Origin of the sequence: Shewanella sp. SP1S1-7 (assembly GCF_031932105.1) — a bacterium.
Lineage (GTDB): Bacteria > Pseudomonadota > Gammaproteobacteria > Enterobacterales > Shewanellaceae > Shewanella > Shewanella baltica.
The window spans coordinates 63,614-78,212 of the sequence record NZ_JAUOEU010000020.1 but is presented as its reverse complement, the minus strand read 5'-3'; the positions used below and the strand labels follow the sequence as shown (position 1 = coordinate 78,212).

General features: G+C 48.2%; 11 protein-coding genes. 1 reads left to right on the top strand and 10 read right to left on the bottom strand.

All coding sequences use genetic code 11. The features are described 5' to 3' along the window. Positions 1-8: 8 nt before the first annotated feature. The 7 genes from dedD to fabB all read right to left on the bottom strand — a co-directional run bounded on the left by dedD (position 9) and on the right by fabB (position 10,101). Positions 9-761 carry a cell division protein DedD gene (gene dedD, locus Q4Q49_RS15425; RefSeq protein ID WP_311999760.1) on the bottom strand — a complete coding sequence of 251 codons (753 nt, stop codon included), beginning with the start codon at positions 759-761 and terminating at the stop codon, positions 9-11. After that, the gene (gene folC / locus Q4Q49_RS15420) at positions 754-2,025 is read right to left on the bottom strand and encodes a bifunctional tetrahydrofolate synthase/dihydrofolate synthase (RefSeq protein ID WP_311999759.1); all 1,272 of its coding nucleotides are present in this window, start codon (positions 2,023-2,025) and stop codon (positions 754-756) included. The genes dedD and folC overlap by 8 nt, the downstream gene beginning before the upstream one ends. Before the next feature lie 44 nt (positions 2,026-2,069). Next, positions 2,070-2,855: a tRNA pseudouridine(38-40) synthase TruA gene (gene truA / locus Q4Q49_RS15415; protein ID WP_311999758.1), complete on the bottom strand. Its 786-nt coding sequence runs from the start codon at positions 2,853-2,855 to the stop codon at positions 2,070-2,072. Positions 2,856-2,957: 102 nt separating this feature from the next. Further along, the gene (locus Q4Q49_RS15410; protein WP_311999757.1) at positions 2,958-6,401 is read right to left on the bottom strand and encodes a FimV/HubP family polar landmark protein; all 3,444 of its coding nucleotides are present in this window, start codon (positions 6,399-6,401) and stop codon (positions 2,958-2,960) included. A 178-nt stretch (positions 6,402-6,579) separates the two neighbouring features. Then, on the bottom strand, positions 6,580-7,596 hold the full coding sequence (locus Q4Q49_RS15405) for an aspartate-semialdehyde dehydrogenase (RefSeq protein ID WP_006085463.1): 1,017 nt from the start codon (positions 7,594-7,596) through the stop codon (positions 6,580-6,582). 2 nt (positions 7,597-7,598) lie between these two features. Beyond that, positions 7,599-8,729, bottom strand: coding sequence for a 4-phosphoerythronate dehydrogenase (locus Q4Q49_RS15400; protein ID WP_006085464.1), 1,131 nt, complete (start codon positions 8,727-8,729; stop codon positions 7,599-7,601). 160 nt (positions 8,730-8,889) lie between these two features. Next, positions 8,890-10,101, bottom strand: a complete 1,212-nt coding sequence (gene fabB / locus Q4Q49_RS15395) for a beta-ketoacyl-ACP synthase I (protein WP_259528160.1) — start codon at positions 10,099-10,101, stop codon at positions 8,890-8,892. Between the two features lie 138 nt (positions 10,102-10,239). Between fabB and mnmC the strand changes: the two genes are divergently transcribed. Further along, positions 10,240-12,300, top strand: coding sequence for an FAD-dependent 5-carboxymethylaminomethyl-2-thiouridine(34) oxidoreductase MnmC (gene mnmC / locus Q4Q49_RS15390; RefSeq protein ID WP_311999756.1), 2,061 nt, complete (start codon positions 10,240-10,242; stop codon positions 12,298-12,300). 78 nt (positions 12,301-12,378) lie between these two features. On the opposite strand, the gene Q4Q49_RS15385 is transcribed toward mnmC, so the two are convergent. From Q4Q49_RS15385 to Q4Q49_RS15375, 3 genes are read right to left on the bottom strand one after another with little or no spacing between them, the layout of a single operon-like run. Next, positions 12,379-13,125, bottom strand: coding sequence for an RNA methyltransferase (locus tag Q4Q49_RS15385; protein WP_311999755.1), 747 nt, complete (start codon positions 13,123-13,125; stop codon positions 12,379-12,381). After that, positions 13,115-13,399 carry a YfcL family protein gene (locus tag Q4Q49_RS15380; protein WP_012089592.1) on the bottom strand — a complete coding sequence of 95 codons (285 nt, stop codon included), beginning with the start codon at positions 13,397-13,399 and terminating at the stop codon, positions 13,115-13,117. Before Q4Q49_RS15380 ends, Q4Q49_RS15385 begins: the two co-directional genes overlap by 11 nt. 4 nt (positions 13,400-13,403) lie before the next feature. After that, positions 13,404-14,582 carry an ATP-NAD kinase family protein gene (locus Q4Q49_RS15375; RefSeq protein ID WP_311999754.1) on the bottom strand — a complete coding sequence of 393 codons (1,179 nt, stop codon included), beginning with the start codon at positions 14,580-14,582 and terminating at the stop codon, positions 13,404-13,406. Positions 14,583-14,599 lie beyond the last annotated feature (17 nt).

Below are 14,599 nucleotides of genomic sequence, written 5' to 3'. Positions count from 1 at the left end.
TATCACCATTAAGATTCTAAGGGATTAAAAGGAACAATCCAGCCCTTAAGACGCGTGAGGTTTTCCACCTCAACTTGTATTTTCTTCAGCTTTGCCTCAGACACATCTGGCCCGACAAACACTTTGGTTAATACGCCATCTTTAGGATTTTCAGGGATAGTGTACGCTTTAAAACCACTCTTACGTAGCTGTGCAATCAAGGCTTTAACATTGGTTGCATTGTTAAAACTGCCGAGCTGTAAGGTAAAGCCACTTTTTAAGCTGTCACGGCTGGCAGTACTGGCTTTTGGCGTTTCTGCTTTGGGCTTTTCAGTCTTAGCGACGGTTGGCGCTTTAGTCTCAGCTTTTTTAGCGGGCTCCGTTTTTACCGTCGCCTTAGGTGGCTCTTTTTTAGGTTCTGGTTTCGCTTCCGGCTTTTTAACTTCTGCTTGCTTAACCTCTGGCTTTTTCACCTCGGGTTTAACGTCCGCCTTAACGTCTTGCTTAGCGATGGCAGCTGACTTGTCACTGTCGGCGTTATTGCCTGTCTCAGCTAAGGCAACATCAGCCCCACTCAGCGCAGCAGCATCTTCGGCCGACAAGACTTCAAACATATCATCGTCGGCTTTTTGCTGCTCAATCACAGTCGGACGCAAAGGAATTTCGGAAAACTGCTCTTCTTGGCGATCTTTCTTGCCATCCAAAATATCCGGCAAAAAAATCACTCCAAGCGCAACCAGCACCACAGTGCCGACTAAACGATTATGAAACTGGCTAGACAAAACGGACTTCCTGCATAAATTGAGACTTAAAACCTGCCACAGTGTAAAAGGAGCCAAACACAATTACCACATCATCTGGGTTAATTTGCGCTTTTAATGCCGACCATCCCTCAGCTATGCCCTCAAACTCAAATGCGCTGGCCTCAGGTGCTAAGGTTTTGCGCAGCATGGCAGAACTCGCGCCACGCTCACCATGAAGGCTCACTAAATACCAAGTGTCGACCAGAGGATGGATCACAGGCAACACGCCTGCGATATCTTTATCCTTCAACATGCCACAAAGGGCAAACACGCGTTTACCTACGACCATTGGCGCTAATTGCTGCACCAAAAAACGCGCCGCATGGGGATTATGCGCCACATCGAGTAGTACTAACGGCTGCTCACTCACCCGCTCTAATCGACCGGTTAACCGAGCCGTGCTAATGCCCTGGGCAATAATAGCGGGCGCGATATCCGGCCAACCCTGTTCAATTACGGCCAATACAGTCGCCGCATTAGGTAGCGGCAAGGTCGGTAACGCTAAATCGTGCAGTTTGAGCACTTGGCCTTGAAAGTCCCACAAACTACCATGGACTTGATAACTGAATTCGTTGCCGACGCGATACAAAATGGCGCCAACCTCATTGGCAACATCATTGACGGTATGCGGCAAGTTGGGCTCGCCAACAATCGCAGCTTTACCGTGACGGAAAATACCCGCCTTTTCACGGCCGACAAGTTCACGGGTATTCCCCAGATAACTTTCATGATCTAAATCGACCGACGTCACCACGCTGATATCGGCATCGATAATATTGGTGGCATCTAACCGTCCACCTAAACCGACTTCTAAGATGACTACATCAAGCTTAGCGGCTTTAAACAGTATCAGGCCCGCAAGCGTAGCGTATTCAAAAAAGGTCAGGGAAATCTCGGCGCGCGCCGCTTCAATTTGCTCAAAGGCGGCGACAAAGGCGCTATCACTGGCGTCGCTGCCATTAATACGCACTCGCTCGTTATATTTCAGCATGTGCGGCGAGCTGTATACGCCCACAGTCAAACCCGATAATCGCAGAATATTTTCCAGCATGGCGCAAGTTGTACCTTTACCATTTGTGCCAGCGACTGTGACTATTTTGCTTTGGCCTAAATCTAATAGGCCAAGGGTTTGCGCGACCTTAGAAACTCGGGTTAATCCCATATCGATTTCGGTTGGATGTATGGATAACAAATAATCCAACCACTGTTCCAATGCTGCATTTGACGCTGGCGCTGTTAGCATGTCCGTACATCCTCGTATTCGATTATCTCTCAAATAAGAACTTTTCAATCCAACATGAATAATGGCCCAAGGGCGAGTTTAGGCAATTGATATTGTTCTGGATAAGTCACATCGACTAAATAAAGCCCATGGGGTTTAGCCGTCGCTGCGGCTTGATTTCTGTCTTTTAAGGCGAGCAAATCACCCATCCATGTCAGCGACTGATTGCCTAAACCGATTTCTAATAATGAACCGACGATATTGCGCACCATGTGGTGTAAAAAGGCGTTAGCGGCGATATCGACAATCACATACATGCCTTGGCGCGTGACATTGACGCAATGTACATTACGAAACGGCGTTTTCGACTGACACTGGACTGCGCGAAAGCTGGTAAAATCTTGCTCGCCTAAGAGTGCCTGCGCCGCTTGGTGCATTCTATCGGCATCGATATCGCCGTGATAATGGCTGACACCGTGACGCAAAATGCCTGGACGGAAATTATAATTATAAATCACGTAACGGTAGCGTCTGGCAGTTGCTGAAAAGCGTGCGTGAAAACTGTCATCGACTTCTTTAACCCAACGCACGGCAATATTATCGGGCAAATTGGCATTCACCCCTAAGGTCCATGCGCCTTCATTACGAATGGCATTGGTTTCAAAATGAACCACTTGTCCCGTGGCATGCACGCCCGCGTCGGTACGGCCAGCGCAGAAGACGCCGATAGGCTCGTTGGCCACTATCGACAGCGCCCGTTCTAATTGCCCTTGTACTGAATCGACTTCGGCCTGACGTTGCCAGCCAAAATAACCATTGCCGTCATATTCAATACCTAATGCAATCCGCATCCACTTTTCCTCACAATTGATTTAGCGGCGCATTTTATCACAGCAGCCCATAAAAAAAACGGCGCTGAAGGCGCCGTTAGGTTGAAACTCTCTCAATCGGGATTAACTCATCTCTTTGAGTAAACGTCCGGCTTCATCTTGCTGGCGCTCATTACCATCAATTTGCACTTCTTTGAGCAGAGCTTTGGCGCTGTCGCTGTCGTCAATTTCGATATAAGCGCGGGCTAAATCCAGCTTAGCGTTGACTGAGTTTTCTTCATCATCGACATCAATCATAGCGGCGTCACCGATTAAGGCTCCGACATCACTCATTTCCACGTCGACTTCCGAATACAAATCGGTATCAGTGCCGTCTTCATCGGCATCATTCAACAACTTGTCGATGTCGATAAAGCCGTTTTCATTTTGGAAATTCGTTAAATCATGCTCAGGAACCAACTTCTTCTGCGCTTTACGCGATTCTTGGGCATCGAGTGCTGCTAACGCTTCGTCGACTGTGAGATCATCGACGAGTGAGAAACTGTCTTCCGACGTCATTACATCTTCATCGTCATCAAAATCGGTATTGGCCGTGAAAGCAGCAAGTACATTATCGTCGCTTAAATCGAGGCCTTGCTCAGAATCGTCAGCATCCTCTTGGGTATCGAGTTTAAAATCTTCACTAAAATCAACATCGTTACGCGTCGCCTTAATCGGCTTCTCTTGAGCCGCATCATCCGGAGCCGGCGTATCAACTAGCGAAGCATCGGCATTAGGCTCGACATTATCGACATCCGTTTCAGCGGCGGCATCAGCTGGCGTCGCAGCAGGTTTGGCCTTAGGCGCAAAATCAAGCTCTGAGTCCCAATCGAGCACGTGGGGATCTTTGTTCTTATTGGCTTTTAAATCATTAAAGAAAGAAGACTCTTTTTCCTTAACACTCGCTGCGGCGGTAGCGGCAGCTAAAGTGGCTGCTGCCGCAGTCAGGGCGTCAGAATCATCATCTTCACCCAACTCTTCGACTAACGAGAAAGTATCATCAGTGCCGTCAATCGAGTGAGACGCACCAATACCTTTGAGTAAATTGTCTTCATCTGTGGCGTTATCGTCCGCATCAAGCTGCGCCGTTTCCATATCGAAGTCGAATTCATCTTCATCGGCATCGAGTTGCTCTGGCACATCAAATTCAGCTAACAGCGCATCTAAATCTTCATCGCCTGACGCTTCGCCCTTGATATCTTCCGGTAACGAAGCTTCTAGCTCTGCGGCAATTTCTGCACTGTTCGCATCATCTGCGGTATCGTTTTGTGCATCGTCTTCAGCATCAACTTTGATTTCAGGCTCAGCATCAAAACTCGCCAGCAACGAATCAATATCATCGGATTCATCTACGCCTAATTCATCCAGTTCATCGTCTAACTCGGCAGCGATTTCAGCACCAAGATCAGGTTCAGCTTCGGGTTCTGCTGGTTTATCGAAATCGGCTAACAGCGCATCGATATCGTCAGTGTCTTCTACGCCAAGCTCATCAAGCTCTGCATCTAACTCGGCGGCAATCTCAGCACCCAGATCAGGCTCTGCTTCGGGTTCAGCTGGTTTATCAAAATCCGCTAACAGCGCATCGATATCGTCAGTGTCTTCTACGCCAAGCTCATCCAGCTCTGCGTCTAACTCGGCGGCAATTTCAGCGCCAAGATCAGGCTCAACTTCAGGTTCTACTGGTTTATCGAAATCTGCTAACAAGGCATCGATGTCGTCGGTATCTTCTACGCCCAGCTCATCAAGTTCGGCATCTAACTCGGCAGCAATTTCAGCGCCAATATCAGACTCGACTTCAGGTTCAGCGGCTGGCGTTGGTTTATCGAAATCGGCCAATAGGGCATCGATATCATCAACCTCTTCTCCGCCCAGTTCATCATCTAGCTCATCATCGAGTTCTGCGGCGATGGCGGCACTGAGATCTTCATCGTCAGAATCAATAGATTCTGTTGCAGGTTCTTTTGCCGTTTCTGGATCTTCAGCAGGAACACTAAACTCGGCAAGTAAGGCATCGAGATCATCGTCATCGGCGACGGCTTCATTGGCAGCTTGAGTATCTTCTACTTCAACGTCGTCTTCTTCAGCTAAATAGCTAGCAAAGTTTCGTTCTAATTCACTTAAATCGTCTTCAGCTTCAGTGTTGTCTTCTGAACCTAGGCCCGCTAATAGCGCATCGAGATCGGCTTCCTCAAGAATATTGTCAGATTTAGGTTTCTCCTCAACAATATCCTCTTCCTGATCGCCCATGGCTTCGGCCCACAGGTCATCAAGAGATTGCCCTTCGTCTTCAACCTCAGGTTCGGCAGAGAGACCCGGATCGACAAACATTTCAGACGCCATATCCATCTGATCGTTTGAGTCAGTCAAATCTTGCTCAGGTTGTAAATCGACGCTGCCCATATCAAGCAGGCTATCGATAGAGTCCGCATGGTCGGTATCTAAATGCACCGCCATATCATCTAAGTCGTCATCATCCATGTCCATGATGGCAGTACCGGCAACGCCAGCAGCACCCGCGGCCATAACCGCTTCTTGCGCCTGCATTTCACGACGTTCTTTATTACGTTTACGGCGCAGCAACCAGAACACTGCCAGTAACAAGAACAAGGCAGGGATCACAGCGGCAGCAATCATTAACACTGGACTGTTGAGGATATTACGCCATAAATCATCGGGCTCAGCAGGCGCCTGAGTCTCAGCTTCAGCCGTTCCCGTTGCCATCTCTGGCGTTTGGGCAGCTTCAACTTCGGCTTTCAAAGCTTGATTTTGCAGTTTGCTGGCTTGCAGGGTTTCTTCTAGCACGGCAATGCGTTGATTCAATTCTTCAACTTTCACTTTTAGCGCTTCAACATCTGAAGTGCGGACAGTGAGCTGATCTTGGGTGCGAGCTAATTCATCGGTTAATGACAGATTTTTACTTTCAGCTGCTTCTAAGCGCGACGTTACATCAGAGCTCAGCATCTTAGGCTTGTCTGGCGCCGGCGTTTCTACCACTGGCACTTTGGGCGGCGTCACTTTGGTTTCAGTGATCACTTTGGTTTCAGCAATCACAACAGGAGCAGTAACAGGCGCTTGCGTGATTACCTTAGCAGCTGGTTTCTGCGTCGCTTTCGCTGGCGCACGGGATTGTCTGTCGCTTTGCTCTGCTCTTGCTATCGCCATACTATTGGGAATCGACAGCATGACTTCCTTAGACGGGATCAGCAGGATCATGCCACGTTCTAAACTGTTGTAGCTGGCAGAGTTAAACGCATGAGGGTTAGCATCGTATAATGCGGCCATCACTTGATAGACGCTGACACTGGCATCGGGACGGACTTTTTGCGCTATGCTCCAAAAAGTGTCTCTGGATGTCGTTGGGCCATATTGATGATTAACTTGACGGATCTGTCCGTCTGGCCCCATGATTTTTAAGGGTTTTAATCTTGGCGTATCTGCTGCAACGGCGGGATCAATAAAATAAGCGGTAGAAGAAACAGCTAAAACAGTGGCTATTAGACCCACAAGATACGAAGTGCGAAATTTCATCAATCCTTCCCTTTGAAGCGCTATAAAGTTATCTCGCTGATAACAGGCTTTAGGCAATTGTATTTATTGAGATTACTATAAACCAGAAATCCCTGCCCTGCTACTGTTCACAATTGTAAAACAAAAAAAGCCTGCTGACAGCAGGCTTTTTCAATGGGCATGAAATGCAATCTCGTGCTTAGTAATAATCTCTCACTAAGATCTCGGCAATTTGCACACTGTTCAAGGCTGCGCCCTTACGAATATTGTCTGACACCACCCAAAGGTTAATCCCGTGAGAATGAGAGATATCCTTACGAATGCGGCCAACATAAACCGGATCGGTACCAGCACCATCGGTTACAGCCGTTGGATAGTCATCATCTGACTCAAACAATACCACTCCTTCGGCATTACGCAGTAAAGCTTTAACGTCTTCTGCATCGACAGGCTGACGAGTTTCGATATTAATGGCTTCCGAGTGACCATAAAACACAGGTACACGTACGGCGGTTGCATTCACTAAAATCTCATCGTCACCGAAAATCTTCTGGGTTTCCCAGACCATTTTCATTTCTTCTTTGGTATAGCCGTTATCCATAAATTTATCGATTTGCGGCAATACGTTAAAAGCAATTTGCTTTGGATAAACTTCGGCTTCAGCAGGCAAACCTTGCAGCAGTTTAGTACACTGATGCGCTAACTCTTCAATGGCTTTTTTACCTGTACCCGAAACTGACTGGTACGTTGCCACATTAATGCGGCTGATACCATAGGCATCATAAATAGGCTTAAGCGCCACTAGCATTTGAATGGTTGAGCAATTTGGATTAGCGATGATATTGCGATTGCGGAAATCGGCGATAGCATGTGGATTCACTTCGGGTACGACCAAAGGAATATCGATGTCGTATCTAAAGTGCGAGGTGTTATCGATAACAACACAACCCGCTTCAGCCGCAATCGGTGCCCATTTGGCGGAAACATCACCCCCTGCGGAGAAGAAACCAATTTGAGCTTGGGTCCAATCGAAGGTTTCTACGTCGAGAATGGTAATTTGTTTGCCATGAAAGCTGACCGTTTCACCGGCGCTGCGGCTACTGGCTAAAGGGTACAAATTTGCAACCGGGAAATTACGCTCTTCGAGGATCTCTATCATTGTTTGACCCACTGCGCCCGATGCACCTAAAACGACAACATTAAATTCCTGTGACATAGCTACTGACCGACTCCTGAAAAACCTAAATTGGACAACCAATCTACCTCAGATTGACCGTCATAAGCCAGCGCCAATGCACTAAATTCGCGTCTATGTTGGTGATTTTTTCTCATAGTGTCGAAGCCATTCTCATTTAAGAATGTATTTCTGAACATCTTGTCATCATCGCGCAAATCATAGACAAAACGCGCGAGCTGCAATAACGCTTTTTCATTCGGCGCTGTCGCAAGTTCGACCGCCTTAATGTTAAAGCTTGGCAACAGATCCAGCAGGCTTTTATCTGCAGTGATATTCAGCAACTGGCATAATTTTTGGTAGAGCATAAAAGTGCCGCGCGCCTTACCTTCTAAGCTATAACCTGCGATATGCGGCGTAGCAAACTCTGCCAGTGGCACCAGTTCCGGCAGCGGTGTTGGCTCGCCTTCCCACACATCGAGCACTAATTTAAGATCATCACGTTGCTGCTTCACTTTGATAAGCGCCTGATTATCTATCACATCACCGCGGCAGCAATTCACGAACCATGTATTTGGTTTGAGTGCCTTTAAGCGCGCCTCATCAAACAAATACTTGGTTTTATGCTCGCCCGTGCGCGTGATGGGCACATGCAAACTGATGATATCGGCCTGCGCCATGATGGTTTCTAAGCTCACAAAACTACGCGGATCGCCCTCTGCAGCTTTAATGGGATCGTTAAGCAGTACTTTAATACCATAGGCTTGCAAACATTTTGCCGTCGCAGTGCCAGTGTTGCCCGCGCCCACTATGCCGACGACTTTTCCCTTAAGCGGCGAATTAAAGCGCTGCGCTAACTCCAGCATAGCGATAAAAGCAAACTCCCCAACCGCAGTCGCATTGCAACCTGGTGCATTAGAGAAGGGAATATTACGCTCAGCAAGATAGGCTAAATCCACATGATCTGTGCCTATGGTGGCACTGCCGACAAATTTCAGCTTGTTATTGCCTGAGAGCAACTCGGCATTCACTTTGGTGACCGAGCGCACTAATAGCACATCGGCCTCGCGCACTTGCTCTGCGGTTAACGTGCGGCCGTTAACAGGAATAATGTCCCCGAGATCGCCAAATAGCGGTTCAACATAGGGCATATTTTCATCGACTAAAATCTTCATGGGCACCTGATCGGATAAAAGTGGGAATGGAAGGCATCAAGATGCTCGGTATTCTAACAAGACTAATTGGATAAATCCCTGCCTCTGCAACAGGTTCACATAAAACGCCCATAAAAAAGGGAAGCCTAAGCTTCCCTTCTATCGCGTTTGATAAACAAACTTATTTGAATTTACGCATCACTAGCGTGGCGTTTGTACCGCCAAAACCAAAGCTGTTACTCATGACTGTATTCAGCTCAGCATCGCGATATTCACGAACGATAGGCATATCTTTCGCCGCGTCGTCCAGATTATCAATATTGATGCTTGGGGCAATAAAGCTGTTTTCCATCATGATTAAGCTGTAAATCGCTTCATGTACACCAGCAGCGCCTAAAGCATGACCTGTCATAGACTTAGTCGATGCAATAGGTGGGCACTTGTCTTTGAATACTTCACGTAGCGCTTCTAATTCACGTACGTCGCCCACTGGCGTTGAAGTGCCGTGAGTATTGATGTAATCGATTGGGGTATCAACATCGGCCATGGCCATTTGCATACAACGCACTGCGCCTTCGCCAGATGGCGCTACCATGTCATAACCGTCTGAAGACGCGCCATAGCCAATCACTTCAGCGTAAATTTTTGCGCCGCGAGCCAGAGCATGCTCTAACTCTTCAACCACTAAAATACCGCCGCCGCCAGAGATCACAAAACCATCACGGTCTGCATCATAGGTACGAGAGGCTTTTTCTGGTGTGGCATTGTACTTAGTTGACAGTGCGCCCATAGCATCAAAGCCCATGGTCAGCGTCCAATCCACTTCTTCAGCACCACCGGCAAACACCATGTCTTGCTTACCCATTTGGATAAGTTCAACGGCGTGACCAATACAGTGGGCGCTGGTTGCACAGGCTGAACTGATAGAATAGTTCATGCCTTTAATTTTAAATGGCGTAGCCAAACAAGCACTGGCCGTGCTCGACATGATGCGAGGCACAATATACGGACCAACACGTTTGACGCCTTTTTCACGCAGTGTATCGGCAGATTGCACTTGGTTAGACGATGATGCGCCGCCTGTACCGACAATCAAACCGACGCGCGGATCTGAATACTGCTCTTCAGTTAAATTGGCATCGCTAACGGCTTCTTGCATCGCAATGTAAGCATAGGCAGCGGCATCGCCCATGAAGCGTAGCGCTTTACGATCGATATGCTCAGCTGGGTTTAACTTGATGTCACCCCATACGTGGCTACGTAACTGCATCTCTTCAAACTGAGCTGAATGCGTAATACCACTGCGGCCCGCTTTCAGTGACTCGGTCACTTCTTGCTTGTTATTACCGATACTTGAAACAACACCCATTCCGGTGATCACGACTCTTTTCATTTTATTGCTATCCATTGTGTACATGTCAGTACCTACTTTTCGCTGAGCCAATAGTATCTGTTTTGACTCAATTAAGTGGTCAGCTTTCCATAAAGGCGAGTAAAATAATGCCAATTATGAGACCGAGAGTAAATTTCTTTGACTGCAGAGCCCAATAAACCTTGCCAAATTAAGCGTGATTACCAGCAATTAATCAACCTTTATCCCGCAACAGCTGACACTGATGCACACTATCTCAGCAAGTTGAGCATTTATCAGCAGCGGGTATTTGAGGCTCATTCACAGCAAAAACTCTTAGTATTAGGCCAAATTGGTTTAGGTAACGGGCTTGAACTCTTATCTTGGTGGCGCACTCAGGCGAATCCTAGCCAACGTTTACTCCTTAAGGTGTTCGAACCCAATCCGATTAATGCGTACGAACTTAAATCACTTTGGGATCAATCCACCTGTTTAACCAAAGAGCCTGAACTTGAGCCACTTGCCCAACGCTTACTTCATGCAGAGCCTGCGGCTATTATAGGTTGCCAGAGATTAATTTTTGATGACGGTCGTTTCACAATCGACCTGCACTTTGGTGATATTCAATCCCAGCTAAGTTCACTCATCCATTCTCCGCTTCACCCCGTTCAGCACTGGCTGGTATTGCCCCATCTGCAAAATGGGTTGAATAAGCAAAACCATTGGCAGATGGCAAAACTCAGTGACGATAGCGCGACCATTGCCACTATTGCCACTATTGCCACTATTGAATCAAGCGAATCATGCGTATTAAACGAAACAACAATCAATCATTTCCAAGCCTGTGGCTTTGAGGTGAGGGATTTTACCTGCGCTGAAATACAGACAAACCATCAGCCTGATGCCATTTTGTTACACGAGCGCCACGTCTTACGCCAGCAAGATGCCAAAGCCTATGCCTTTAATCCTATGGCAGCAATCTTATCCTCGGCGGCGCAAAGCTCGATTGCCATCATAGGCGGCGGCTTAGCCTCGGCGCATTTGGCGCTTTCTTTGGCTGAGCGCGGCCAAGGTGCACAGATATTTTGTAAAGATGCAGAGCTAGGCCAAGGCGCATCGGGCAATCGCCAAGGAGCTATTTATCCGCTGCTGACCCCAGAAAATGACGAATTAAGCCGTTTTTTCCAACAGGCATTTTTATTTAGCCGACGTAGAGTACAGGCGCTGACATCCGCCCCCGCCAGCAATCAGACGCCGATTTCCCATGATTTTTGCGGCGTATTGCAAACCGCCCACGATGAACGCAGCCAATTACGACTCGATAAAATCATTCAAGGCCAACCCTGGCCAAGTGAAATCGCCTACGCCGTTGATGCTGAGCAAGCCAATGCCATTGCCAAAATCAATCTCGATAAGCCAGGCTTTTTTTATCCCTTAGGTGGCTGGGTTTGCCCATTTGAATATGCCGACGCTGCGATACAAAAAGCGATGCAACTGGCCGATGTGAGTGTCTCGCTCAATACTGACATCCTTGCCATTGAACGCCAAAGCGATGGCTGGGTTTTATTAACTGAAAAGGAACGTCTCGGCCCCTTCGCGCAACTTGTACTCGCCAATGGCAGAGAATTGACGCAGTTTGATGCCAGCAACAAATTACAAATTAGCCCCTTTCGTGGCCAAGTCAGCCATGTGCCCGCTCAGTTTCAATTGAGTCAACTCGCGACTGTACTGTGCGCCAACGGTTATTTAACCCCGAGTCACCAAGGGCTCCACTGCCTTGGCGCGAGTTACGTTAAAGAACCTAAGCATTTAAATTTTTGCCAGCAGGAACAACAAGAAAACCTCATGAAAATGCACGAGAGTTATCCCAATCAGCCTTGGCTTGAAGATATCGACATGAGTGGCAACAATGCCCGTGTTGGCGTGCGTATGGTGACGCGGGATCATTTCCCTATGATGGGCTGCGCGCCCGATGTGGCGAAAATCCTTGAGGATTATGAGCAACATCAACTCACTAAAGAGAGTCGCCACTACTGGCAAACCACGCCAGCGCCAGTGCATCAAGGACTGTATATTCTTGGTGGGTTAGGCTCGCGGGGGTTAAGTTCTGGGCCACTGGCCGCCGAATGTCTCGCCGCGCAACTTTGCGGCGAACCAATACCGCTTGATAAAGCCACCCTGTGTAAACTCAACCCCAATCGCATGTGGCTGCGAAAGTTACTCAAGGGAAAATCCCTCTAACTTTGCCATCGCCTGTGCAAATAAAAAAGGGATTAAGTCATGGCTTAATCCCTTTTTTAAATGTTTTCAGTAAACCACTTAAGCGGCTGTGATGACGATAGTGCTATCACTGCTGCTAGGCTCTACTTTGCTAGACTTAAGACTGCTAGCTTCAGCATGTCGAGGTTTTCGCGGCGCTCTGGGCACTTTTACCCGAGTACGATTGTTGTTATCGCGACTCTGACGAATAAGCGCATCACCGCTAAGACAGGGTACTAGGCTCGATGTCAGGCTTGCAGCCTCACGGTGAGATTTCGCCAATCTGTCGTATAACAACACATTGACCGACGCAGCAAGATTCATACACCCTACCGTAGGCACATACACTACGGCATCGGCTTTATCGATAATCTCTTGGCCAATAGTGCCATCTTCAGGACCAAACACATAAAAGGCCTTCGCGGGATGGACAAAATCCGGCAGCGGCGTTGCGCCCACCACCAAATCGACACAAATAAGCTGAGTGTCAGCCGGAATCGAGGCGAGTAATGAAGTGACGCCAGTGAGCGGAATGCGATCGCCAGCATCTTTAGTATCGACATGATATTGCGCCGCACCCGAGCGCGCGGCTAACTCGTAGCGCCTGCCGGTATAAAATACGCCATCGACGCCATAACAACCCGATGCGCGCATAATGCCACCGACGTTAACGGGCGTTTTAGGATTCACTAAGCCGATAAATACCGCGCTGGCATCGAGCGTTTGCTCACTGGCTAATTCAGTGTTAGCCACTTCGGTATTAGTCACTCGCTCATCGTCAGTCATAGGCATAACCCTAGGCAACATCTAATTCGCCTACAATCCATGCATGCAACTGTGCCCATGCCTGTTCAACCAAGGCATAATCGGCATCGTTTAATTCTTGGCGCGCGAGTGCTAAACAGTCGGTCATTTTTAGCATTAAAGCATCAAGATCGGTTTCACCCTGTGCTTCAAGTTGCGATAACACAACGGCGACATGACCCTGTAAGTAGCCACAGGCAAACAAAGCATCGTCATCACCATGGCTGACTACACTGGCGATCCACTGTTCTAATGCGTCTTCGTAATGCTCTAACATGGGTCTAACTCTCCATTAATACTGGATTGGCCGACACATCTGCTGCGACCAATAAATCTGGATTGGCCACCTGATACATGACGTAATCATGGTAGCCCGTCGTCACTTTGTAATAGCCGCCAAGCTCGCTATCTAATTTAGGGTCGCCACTATCCACAATTAGTGGTCGTCCATCAAGTGCTTTTAACTTAGTTTTTGTGGCGAGGATAATAATATTGTCTTTTCCGATGCGCCGAATCAGCTCAGGCGACAATTGTTGATTACCGCGCCCTAAGATATGGCCTTGACCGCCAATTAAAGTAATCACCAACTTAGTCGGCTTATCTTGGGTCAGTTCGAGTAATTCATTTGCGGTTAAGTCACTACCGACAAGATTTTTATCTTGAATAAGATCAACACCTAATAGCGTATTATCCAGAGCTAACTCTTCCATCACAAAGGCAACCGTACTGCCAGAGCCCATGATGTACAGTTCATCTTCCATTTGATTGATCACATCGGCGGCGATATCGGCCAGCACGAGTTCATCGACTTCCTTGCCGCCCATCTTCACCGCTTGCACATAGCGCGGCTCGGCGGGTACTAAAAGCTCACCAAAGCGTTTAGCGCGCACTGTGCCTTGGCGAAAAGCCACCTCGTCGATGTCCATCACATCAGCGGACATCAAACTAACGAGTTCGCCATCGAGTAACATCTTGACCACCATGCCAGAGGCATGGGGCGTAATACCGTAAACGCCGGAATGAATTTTCACGCCCGCGGGCACGCCGAGCACAGGGAGTTTGTCGTCGATAGTGGCTTGTTCAAACACGGAATAAACATCGCGAGCCGTGCCGTCACCACCGGCAAAGAGCAGTAAATCCAGTGGTTCATCCAGCAGCGTGCGCACAACGGCCTGCGTATCCAGTGCCTGTGTTTTATCTGGGGTTTGATACACCACTCGCGTGGTAAAACCGAGTGACTTAGCCGCATCTTCACCCATGATGCCCGAAGCGGTAATAACCTCAATGTCATCGGCATAATCACGGATAACCTCAAGGGCCTGCATCATACGCAAAGCAGCTTTGGGTTCGGCGCCTAAGGCGAGCGCCTCTTGCGCAACGCCATCACTGCCCTTAAGGCCAACACTGCCACCTAAGCCAGCCAATGGATTGACAACTAACCCTAAACGAAACCGAATCACCTTTACCTCACTTAACA

Excerpts from the sequence above, each read along its gene's own strand:
- truA (WP_311999758.1), bottom strand. The coding sequence starts at position 2,855 with ATGCGGATTGCATTAGGTATTGAATATGACGGCAATGGTTATTTTGGC.
- fabB (WP_259528160.1), bottom strand. The coding sequence starts at position 10,101 with ATGAAAAGAGTCGTGATCACCGGAATGGGTGTTGTTTCAAGTATCGGT.
- Q4Q49_RS15380 (WP_012089592.1), bottom strand. The coding sequence starts at position 13,399 with ATGTTAGAGCATTACGAAGACGCATTAGAACAGTGGATCGCCAGTGTA.
- Q4Q49_RS15400 (WP_006085464.1), bottom strand. The coding sequence starts at position 8,729 with ATGAAGATTTTAGTCGATGAAAATATGCCCTATGTTGAACCGCTATTT.
- folC (WP_311999759.1), bottom strand. The coding sequence starts at position 2,025 with ATGCTAACAGCGCCAGCGTCAAATGCAGCATTGGAACAGTGGTTGGAT.
- Q4Q49_RS15410 (WP_311999757.1), bottom strand. The coding sequence starts at position 6,401 with ATGAAATTTCGCACTTCGTATCTTGTGGGTCTAATAGCCACTGTTTTA.
- Q4Q49_RS15385 (WP_311999755.1), bottom strand. The coding sequence starts at position 13,125 with ATGTTGCCTAGGGTTATGCCTATGACTGACGATGAGCGAGTGACTAAT.
- Q4Q49_RS15405 (WP_006085463.1), bottom strand. The coding sequence starts at position 7,596 with ATGTCACAGGAATTTAATGTTGTCGTTTTAGGTGCATCGGGCGCAGTG.